Annotated in this window: 9 protein-coding genes; 7 read left to right on the forward strand and 2 right to left on the reverse strand. The window is 37.6% G+C overall.

The genetic code is table 11. The annotated features are described in order from the left end of the window. Positions 1–89: 89 nt before the first annotated feature. Entirely contained in the window at positions 90–677 is a 588-nt protein-coding gene (locus MWU32_RS00840; RefSeq protein WP_246936859.1) for a Crp/Fnr family transcriptional regulator, read from the reverse strand. Between the two features lie 73 nt (positions 678–750). Here MWU32_RS00840 and MWU32_RS00845 point away from each other — a divergent pair, with 73 nt between their 5' ends. The 4 genes from MWU32_RS00845 to mscL all read left to right on the forward strand — a co-directional run bounded on the left by MWU32_RS00845 (position 751) and on the right by mscL (position 5,553). Next, positions 751–1,041, forward strand: coding sequence for a hypothetical protein (locus MWU32_RS00845; RefSeq protein ID WP_246936862.1), 291 nt, complete (start codon positions 751–753; stop codon positions 1,039–1,041). 6 nt (positions 1,042–1,047) lie between these two features. Continuing rightward, the gene (locus tag MWU32_RS00850; RefSeq protein WP_246936864.1) at positions 1,048–1,452 is read left to right on the forward strand and encodes a group III truncated hemoglobin; all 405 of its coding nucleotides are present in this window, start codon (positions 1,048–1,050) and stop codon (positions 1,450–1,452) included. A gap of 373 nt (positions 1,453–1,825) precedes the next feature. Then, positions 1,826–5,023 (forward strand): cytochrome c biogenesis protein CcsA, encoded by a 3,198-nt coding sequence (gene ccsA, locus MWU32_RS00855; protein WP_246936866.1) that lies wholly within the window; start codon positions 1,826–1,828, stop codon positions 5,021–5,023. An 86-nt stretch (positions 5,024–5,109) separates the two neighbouring features. Beyond that, positions 5,110–5,553, forward strand: a complete 444-nt coding sequence (mscL, locus tag MWU32_RS00860; protein ID WP_246936869.1) for a large conductance mechanosensitive channel protein MscL — start codon at positions 5,110–5,112, stop codon at positions 5,551–5,553. Between the two features lie 115 nt (positions 5,554–5,668). Here mscL and MWU32_RS00865 read toward each other — a convergent pair whose 3' ends face one another. Next, on the reverse strand, positions 5,669–6,346 hold the full coding sequence (locus tag MWU32_RS00865) for an HAD family hydrolase (RefSeq protein ID WP_246936871.1): 678 nt from the start codon (positions 6,344–6,346) through the stop codon (positions 5,669–5,671). A gap of 224 nt (positions 6,347–6,570) precedes the next feature. Here MWU32_RS00865 and MWU32_RS00870 point away from each other — a divergent pair, with 224 nt between their 5' ends. The 3 genes from MWU32_RS00870 to bshB1 all read left to right on the forward strand — a co-directional run bounded on the left by MWU32_RS00870 (position 6,571) and on the right by bshB1 (position 9,609). After that, positions 6,571–7,746, forward strand: a complete 1,176-nt coding sequence (locus tag MWU32_RS00870) for a trans-sulfuration enzyme family protein (RefSeq protein WP_246936875.1) — start codon at positions 6,571–6,573, stop codon at positions 7,744–7,746. 43 nt (positions 7,747–7,789) lie between these two features. Continuing rightward, positions 7,790–8,683 (forward strand): 23S rRNA (adenine(1618)-N(6))-methyltransferase RlmF, encoded by an 894-nt coding sequence (rlmF, locus tag MWU32_RS00875; RefSeq protein ID WP_246936878.1) that lies wholly within the window; start codon positions 7,790–7,792, stop codon positions 8,681–8,683. Between the two features lie 209 nt (positions 8,684–8,892). After that, on the forward strand, positions 8,893–9,609 hold the full coding sequence (gene bshB1, locus MWU32_RS00880; protein WP_246936881.1) for a bacillithiol biosynthesis deacetylase BshB1: 717 nt from the start codon (positions 8,893–8,895) through the stop codon (positions 9,607–9,609). Positions 9,610–9,900: the final 291 nt, after the last annotated feature.

Genomic DNA, 9,900 nt, shown 5'->3' on the forward strand with positions numbered 1-9,900 from the left:
GGAATTAAGAATTAAGAATCCGGAATTTTTGGATTTCCCTTTAAATTAAGCTTGCAATCGGTCCCGATGTATTAAAAATTTAATCGTTTTTATATAAACACCTTTCGATCAATAATAGCTAAAGCCTCTGATTTTTCGAGTTTTTTAATGGCTCTGATCACTGTTTCCACTCGCAATCCAGTTAATTCAGAAATTTGTTGACGGGTTAAAGGCACTTCAAAAGAATTATCGCTTTCTGTGCTTCCTTTGAGATGGTGCAACAGGGTTAAAATACGATGTTCAGGAGGATAAATGGAGACCTCCCGAGCCATTTTGGCTTTGTAGACCATGCGTTTACAAATCAATTTTGTGAATTTTAAATGGATGTCCGGGTGTGTTTTCAGCAAATTGAAAAACGAAACCTTCGGAAGTACAAATATTTCAGAAAAATCAAGGGTCAATGCCGTAGCAGGGTATTTGAAAGCTCCAAACAGTGGTGGTTCTCCAAAAGAGTCGCCATTATCAAAATACCCTTGCACAAATTCCTTTCCTTCTTCAGTCATATTGAACATTTTGACATGACCTATTTTGATTTGAAAATAGAAATCGGCGCGATCACCCTCATTAAAGATGGTTTGATCCTTGGAATAACTTTTTAAAAGGCCTCCATGGGTGTGCAATAAATCTTCAGGAATCATGATCTTATGATTAGAATCATAAAAGTACGAATAAACGTTTAAGAACTTTGTAATTAAACAAAATATTAGAATTATGACACTTTATAAGAAAGGACTCGAAGATTTTAAAGAACATTTGACTTTATATGTTCCGTTGACCATTATTTTTCAAAGTTGCTTAGGTTCTATTGCAGCAATGTTTATTCTGATGAATAGCACTCATACATTTCGTTTTTTAGATTTGATATTAGTTGTTAGCTTTGCAATGGCATATAATGGTTCGCTGTATGCGCTATTGAAACCGAAAACCATCTACAATTTATTGATAGCGACTGTTTTAGTGCATTCTACGTTCCTTATTATTAATCTGGTACGTTTGGCATAATATATAATGGAAAAAAAAGATATTCAGAATAGGGACGATGTGTTTTTACTCGTCTCTGAGTTTTATAAAAAAGTTAGGAAAGATGAGATTTTAGGGCCCTTTTTCAATCGAGTTATCACAGATTGGGATGCTCATATTGAACGTTTGACCACGTTTTGGGAAACCAGCTTGTTTATGACACGAAAATTGGAAAACCGTTATTACGGAAATCCTTTACAAGTTCACATCAACGTTGATAATGAAAACGACAACAGCATTACAGAATTGCACTTTGGTCTCTGGTTGAATTTGTGGTTTGCAACTCTCGACGAACTTTTTGAAGGAGAATACGCCCAAAATGCCAAAAATAGGGCACGTAAAATGGGAACCTTTATGTATTTGAATATTTTTCAGGCAAGACAAGAAGTTTAAAAGATTTCAATAGTCCATATTAAAAACTTTCCCACGCGATTGGCCAATCCATTTTTTTGGGTTTTAATAGTCCGTAGGTTGTTGATTGTCTGAAAAACAATTTTTGTACCTCTTAATGTTTACCTTCATGAGATTATTTTGCTCATCGTTTTTTTAATCTGTTAAAATGGAATAACGTCCATTTTTGGCGGAAGACGGCTGCTTTTTTCATTATTATCTAGGGCGTCTTCTGAGCCTATTTTGAAATTGTTTTCCACAAAAACCAACTCATCTCAAATATCTCAACTTTAACATATAATATACCCTCAAACACCAACAAAAAAGGCTAAATTTGCACTGCTTAAATGAACACGCAAAAATTAGTTTTTCTATCATGCAAAAAAGACTCGCTAATATTCTATTTTCCACACGTTTAACCGCTATTTTATTTGTTGTCTTTGCCTTGGCTATGGCAATTGGAACATTTTTGGATGCTAATCAAGAAACTTCACCTACACCATATACACGACATTTGATCTATAATGCCTGGTGGTTTGAAGCTATTATGGGATTTTTTATGATCAACTTTTTTGGTAATATGTTTCGGTATAGATTATTGAGAAAGGAGAAATGGGCCACTTTGATGCTGCATTTGTCCTTTGTATTGATCATTTTTGGGGCATTTATTACGAGGTACATTGGATATGAAGGGATGATGCATATACGCGAAGGCGCCTCTGAAAATCAATTTCTATCTCAAAAAACATATGTCACTGCCTATATTGATGGCGATTATATGGTAAATGGCGTAGCACAACGAAAAATAATTGAACGTGAAGTCGATTTTTCATACCGTTTGGACAATAAATTCCATGTAGAAACTGATTATGATAATATTCCGATCACTTTTGAGTTGGAGAAATATATAAAAAGTGCGGAAATAGATATCATTCCCGACGAGTCTGGTGAATCGTATCTCAAATTGGTAGAAGCTGGAGATGGGCAGCCGCATAATCATTTTTTGAAAGTTGGGGAAGTTTCTAATCTCCATAACGTTTTGGTGGCTTTAGACAAACCAACACCCGGTGCCATCAATATAACATCAACTCCAGATGGTTTAACCATTGAGTCCCCTTATGAAGGAACTTATATGACCATGGCAACCATGGAAACGGGCACCGTGGTAAAAGACAGTGTTCAACCGTTAGTTTTACGTTCCCGTTATCTTATAGGAAATATGTCCATGGTGTTCCCAAAACCAATAGTAAAAGGGGTGTTTGACGTGGTCAAAAAGTCTGAAATGATGGCCGGCGATGAAGATGGCGTTGTTTTAAAGGTTACCGTTGATGGTGAAACAAAACGTGCGAATTTGCTGGGAGGTCCGTTTAAAAATAACCCATTCGAACAATTAAAATTCGGGAATTTGGAAATTGCACTTAAATACGGTTCCAAATTGATGGAGTTGCCTTTTGAGGTGAAGCTCAACGAATTTATCGCTAAGAAATATCCGGGTACAGAGAAAAGCTATTCGTCCTATGAAAGTAAAGTAACCGTCCTGGATAAAGAAGAAGGTGATTTTGACTACCATATCTACATGAATAATATTCTTGATCATAGAGGTTATCGTTTTTTCCAGGCGAGTTTTGATTCTGATGAAAAAGGAACAATTCTTTCAGTGAACCATGATTTTTGGGGTACTTGGGTTACTTATATTGGATATATCCTATTGTATATCGGGCTAATGGCCATCTGGTTTGACAAAAACACACGATTTGCAGATTTGAATCGTATGCTTGAAAAAGTCAAAAAGCAAAAACGAAAGCTTGCTACCATTTTACTTATAGGATGTTCTACCTTAGGTTTTTCACAATCACATTCTCCTGATGATGGGCATAACCATAATAGCAGCAGACCAACCAAAGCACAAATAGATTCTGTACTAAGGGCCAATATTACTCCTAAAGAACATGCTGATAAATTTGGACATATGGTTGTTCAGGATTATAGTGGACGAATGATGCCTATGGACACGTACGCTTCTGAAATGCTACGGAAATTGAGCAAGCATGATTCCTATGAAGAGTTTGATGCCAATCAGGTAATGTTGTCCATCCAGGAAAGTCCATTATTATGGTATAATGTGCCGGTCATTTACTTGGCTCCAAAGAAAGCTGATACTATCAGGAAAATTATTGGAACGCCTATGGATCAAAAATATGTGGCGTTTATCGATTTCTTTACAGAAGAAGGCATCTACAAATTAGAGCCTTATCTTGAAAGTGCCTACCGTGCAGCAATACCTAACGGATCGCAAAAGGAATTTAAAGAAGCTGATCAACGCGTTAACTTATTACATAATGCGTTAGAAGGACGTGCCATGAAAATTTTCCCGGTTCCAGAAGATGATAACAATAAGTGGATATCTTCAAAGGAATTTAGAGATGGTGGATATCGTGAAACAATAAGTGATTCGCTTTTAGGTAACTTTATAAATAATGGCTTTAGCGCATATTTACTGACGCTCAACCAGGCAAAGCAAGATGGCGATTTTTCAAGAGCTGAAGCGGTATTGAATGGGATTAAGAAAACGCAAGAGAAATATGGCAGTGAAGTCATGTTGTCTGATAAAAAGGTAAAAACCGAAATTGCCTATAATAAATATGATATTTTCAAGAATTTGTTCAGTTGGTATATGTATGCCGGGACGCTCATGTTCGTTCTTTTGATTATACAAATTTTCAACGGCAGAAATAAATTTGTCAATGTCAGTATTAAGGTCTTCGGATTTATACTTTTAGCTTTGTTTATCCTTCACACCTTAGGATTGGGTGTGCGCTGGTATCTCTCAGGGCATGCGCCATGGAGTGATGCTTACGAATCGATGATTTACGTAGCCTGGGCAACCATGTTCTTTGGTTTGGCTTTTGGAAGAAAGAGTGATTTGACCATCGCTGCAACCGCTTTTGTGACCGCTATTATTTTGATGGTAGCACATTGGAACTGGATGGATCCTGCCATTTCAACCTTAGAACCTGTGTTGGACAGTTATTGGTTGATGATCCACGTTGCGGTAATCGTGATGAGTTATGGGCCCTTTACACTCGGGATGATTTTAGGAGCAGTCTCATTAATCTTGATGATTTTTACCAACGAAAAGAATAAACAAAAAATGTTGCTCAACATTAAGGAATTGACCATTATCAACGAATTGGCACTGACCACTGGATTGGTTCTTTTGACCATTGGAAACTTTTTAGGCGGGATGTGGGCTAACGAAAGTTGGGGTCGTTATTGGGGATGGGATCCAAAGGAAACCTGGGCTTTAATTAGTATCATGGTCTATGCCTTTGTCATCCACATGAGATTGGTTCCGGGATTACGCGGCCGATTTGGATTTAACCTGGCCTCTATAATTGCCTTTGCAAGTATAATGATGACCTATTTTGGAGTGAACTTCTACCTTTCGGGTCTCCATGCCTATGCAAGTGGTGATCAAATTGTCAGTTTGAAATTTATTGCTATTACCGTAGTGGCTGTCGCTGTTCTGGCCTTTTTCGCTTACCGCAAATATGCTATATATTATAGAAAATAAGATCTAATACAGTTCAATTATTTTTCAGCCACAAACGCTTTGTTTGTGGCTGTTGCAATTAACATTAAAACCAAAACTATAAAGAGATGGGATTTTTTAAACAATTTAAAGAATTTGCCGTAAAAGGAAATATGATGGATATGGCCATCGGTATCATTATTGGCGCATCGTTTAATAAAGTTATTGATGTCTTAGTAAAAAAAGTATTGATGCCTCCATTGTCTTTAATGACCGACGGTATAAAATTTCAAGACAAACGCCTTGTTTTGAGAGAAAAAATTATAGATCCAGCTGGCCAACTCGTCTCCGATGAAGTGGCAATTGGTTATGGAGCCCTTTTTGAGGCTTTTATCGATTTCTTGATCATTGGTTTGACCGTTTTTATCGTGGTGAAGTTTATGAATAGCCTAAAGAGCAAAGCCGATGATGTCAAAGATAAAACAATCAAAACACCAAAGGATATTGAATTGCTGTCTCATTTAAAGGAGCTGATGGAAGAACAAAATGAATTGCTGAAGAAGCAAAAGTAAGCACTTTGGGATATATTATATAGTAGAGACTTTCGAGAATACTTCAATAAAGTTTAAATAAACTATAGGTCTCGAATTAGCATTTTAAAAAATTCAGGAGTGCTTAACGACATCCTTATTTCTCTGAAAGAACAGAATTAAAATGGGCAGTAATATTCTTGTAAGCAATATCTTTAAAGTCGCTTACGACCAAATCGGCAAGTGAATAGTCTTGATCATTGGAATGTAAACTGTCGTAACCTACGCAAAATATCCCGGCATCTTTAGCCGCTTTAATACCATTTGTTGAATCTTCAATCACAATGCATTCATCGCGTCTAAACCCTGCTGCTTTTGCAGCATTTTCAAAGATTTCAGGATGTGGCTTGGATGCCTTTAAATCGGCACCGCTTAATTTGGCGACGAAATAAGGGTTCAAATCGAAGCGTTCAAAAATATTATTGATATTTTCCATGGTTGCGGAAGACGCAAGGACCAAGGTTAATCCGTTGGAATGATAATCCTTGATCAGGTCTAAAACCCCTGGTAAAAGATCTAATTCATCATCGTTCTCAAATAAATATTTGAAATGATCGCGTTTGATTCCCTGTAAAGTCTCAGCTCCTAATGGCAATTTAAAATGGTCCACCAAAAACTCGCAAATTGCGCGTGTAGACTGTCCTGTAAAAGATGCATAGAGAGTGTCAGGTACGTCAATATTGACATCTTCAAACATGAGGGAATAAGATTTTTGATGTAAGGGTTCAGTGTTCACAATAACACCGTCCATATCAAATAATACGGCTTTAAGCATTTGGAAAGTAATTTATTAATAGCATGACGAATATAAGTGAAATGACTTACAATGCCTAAAAAACGGTTTTGAAGTTTGGTATTTTTTTAGAATTACGTTTTTCGACGATTTAATGCACCGTTGAAGAGCACTTTTTGAACCTTAAAGCAAAAAAAGCGTTCCCATTATCCATCAATGTATAATCAATTATTCGTAATTTTAAAGCTTATTAAATATTAGAACCCATGTCAAAATCAAAATACGGATTAAATACCATTTGCACGCACGTTGGCGAAATCAAGGATGAACAGTTTAAAGGAGCGGTATCGCCTATTTATATGTCGACATCATATCAATTTGACGATGTTGATGTGAAACGTTATCCACGGTATTTTAACACGCCAAACCAAGAACATTTGTCCAAAAAGATAGCAGCGTTGGAGCATGCTGAAGCGGGAATGATTTTTGGAAGCGGAATGGCAGCCATTAGCACCGTGTTTTTGGCGTTTTTAAAACAAGGCGATCATATTGTGGTCCAAAACACCTTATATGGTGGCACCAGCAATTTTATTAGGGAAGAGTTTCCTAAATACGGTATCGAATTTACGTTTACGGATGGATACGAGGTTGCCGATTTTGATGCGGCCATCCAACCGAATACAAAGCTAATTCATATAGAAACCCCATCCAATCCCTTGTTGACCATCACGGATATTAAGGGGGTCGCTGATTTGGCAAAATCGAAAAACATTATCACAACTATTGATAATACCTTTGCAAGTCCTGTCAATCAAACACCAATCGATTTTGGAATTGACATTATCATGCATTCCGCTACAAAATATTTGGGAGGCCATTCTGATATATTGGCAGGTGCGGTTGCCTGCAGTAGGGTTCATATGGAGGCCATTTTCAATGTGGCCAAGAACTTAGGCGGTAGTTTGAGTGATATGACCGTTTGGATGCTGGAGCGCAGTATGAAGACTTTGGCCTTACGCGTCAAGGCCCAAAATAAAAATGCCCAAAAATTGGCTCAATTTTTATCAGCTCATGAGGACGTCAAACAGGTGTTTTATCCTGGGCTCAAAACCCATCCTCAGTATGCTTTAGCAAAATCGCAAATGAAAGGATTTGGAGGCATGCTTTCTTTTGAGCTGGTTGATGGACTGGATGCCATGGCATTTCAAAAAGAATTGAAATTGATCAAACCGTCAATGAGTTTGGCAGGTGTTGAAAGTACAATGCTATCGCCTCATAAAACCTCTCATGCTTTACTGACCCAGGAAGAGCGAGATAAAATAGGTGTGAGTGATAATTTGATTCGCTTCTCGGTGGGGATAGAATCGAAAAAAGATCTGATTGCAGATATTGAGCAAGCCATTAAGGCGGTTAAAAGTTCAAAACTTCAGGCCCAAAATTAGATCTTACTACCAAAACAAATAGTATCAAAGAAATTTAAATAAATTGCATAAAAACTCCCTTCACACTGAATCATACGATTTTGAGCTGCTCACAAAAAACCATGAGGCTTTAAAATCACATGTTTTTGTTAATGACTATCAAAATCAAACGATCGACTTTTCAAACCCTGATGCTGTAAAGGCCCTGAATACGGCTTTGTTATATACGCATTATGATGTGAAATTCTGGGAGTTTCCCAATGAGAACTTGTGTCCACCCATACCAAGTCGCGCCGATTATATGCACCATCTGTCCGATTTATTGAGACGAAGCCATTTAAAAACGGATGTCAAAGTTTTGGATATTGGTGTGGGCGCCAGTTGTATCTACCCTTTATTGGGGAATTCTATTTACAACTGGAGTTTTGTAGGTACAGATATTGATGAAAAGTCCCTGCAATTTGCCCAAAATATTATCGACAAAAACAATCTTGGAGATGCCATTACATTGCGTCATCAAAAAGATTATCAGCACATTTTAAAGGGGATTCTTAGACCGTCTGATAAATTTACGGCTTCTGTTTGCAATCCTCCATTTTTTAAGAGTCAGGCGGAGGCTCTTGATGCCACCAAAACAAAATTGAAAGGATTGGGTAAGAACGTCGATAAAGTAGTTAGAAACTTTAGTGGGACACCAAAAGAGTTGTGTTACGCAGGCGGTGAGAAGGCCTTTTTGCACACTTATTTATATGAAAGTTCCCAATTCCCTAAACAGTGCTACTGGTTTACAAGTTTGGTATCAAATGTCAGCCATGTCCGATCAATGGAGGCCTCATTGAAAAAATTGGGAGCAACTGAGTTCCAGATTTTGGATATGATTCAAGGTAATAAAGTAAGTAGGGTAGTGGCTTGGTCATTTTTGACCGAAATGGAACAAAACTATTGGATTAAAAATTAAACTTTAATAATTGAATTGAAGTCAGTAGTGTTTGAAAACAGACTGGACCTCTGTTTCATTTCAGAAATTTAAAACATAAGAATTGTCAAGTTATGATTCATGTATGAAATGGGGTTAATTCGTGACATTCGTGGTTAAAATTAGACAGCAATTGGAAGCCATATAGCAGTTAGTTGTAACCTTTAATTAGAAAATAAAACTATAAACAGATGAAATTAGACATTTTGGCGATCGGTTCTCACCCAGATGACGTAGAGTTAGGCTGTGGTGCCACCATTGCAAAAGAAGTCCACAACGGTAAAAAAGTGGGGATTATAGATCTTACGCGAGGTGAACTGGGGACTCGGGGCACCGCAGAAACTAGAAAATCGGAAGCCGCTGAAGGCGCAAAAATATTAGGTGTTGTGGTGAGAGAGAATATGGGTTTTGCGGATGGTTTTTTTATTAATGATAAAGCGCATCAATTGGAACTGATCCGAATGATCAGAAAATATCAACCCGAAATAGTATTATGCAATGCTATTGACGATCGGCATATTGACCATGCCAAGGGCAGCCAATTGGTGAGTGATGCCTGTTTTTTAAGCGGATTGATGAAAATTGAAACCGAATTGAATGGAATAGAACAACAACATTGGCGACCAAAATATGTGTACCATTATATTCAATGGAAAAATATTGAGCCGGATATTGTGGTTGATGTGTCGGGATTTATGGATAAAAAAATGCAAGCAGTTGCAGCTTATAAAACGCAATTCTTTGATCCTGAAAGCAAAGCACCCCAAACACCCATCAGCAGTAAAAACTTTACAGATAGTATTGATTACAGAGCGAGAGATTTGGGTAGATTGATAGGAACAGAGCACGCTGAAGGTTTTACGGTAGAGCGGTATGCTGCAGTTAAAAGTTTATTCGATTTAATATAATATTTTCATCAAAAGACTTTGTAAACATTAGTAAATAAATTACATTTGCAGTCGCATTTAAGAATGCGGTTACATGGTGGTTGTAGCTCAGTTGGTTACCCGCCCGTACCGAACGGCACGTTCGGGCGGGGAGCATCGTTAAGATGTTCCTATAAAAAGTGCAATACGGTGGTTGTAGCTCAGTTGGTTACCCGCCCGTACCGAACGGCACGTTCGGGCGGGGAGCATTGTTAAGATGTTCCTGTGAAAAGTGCAATACGGTGGTTGTAGCTCAGTTGGTTAGAGCATCGG

The organism is Gelidibacter sp. F63206 (genome assembly GCF_023015735.1).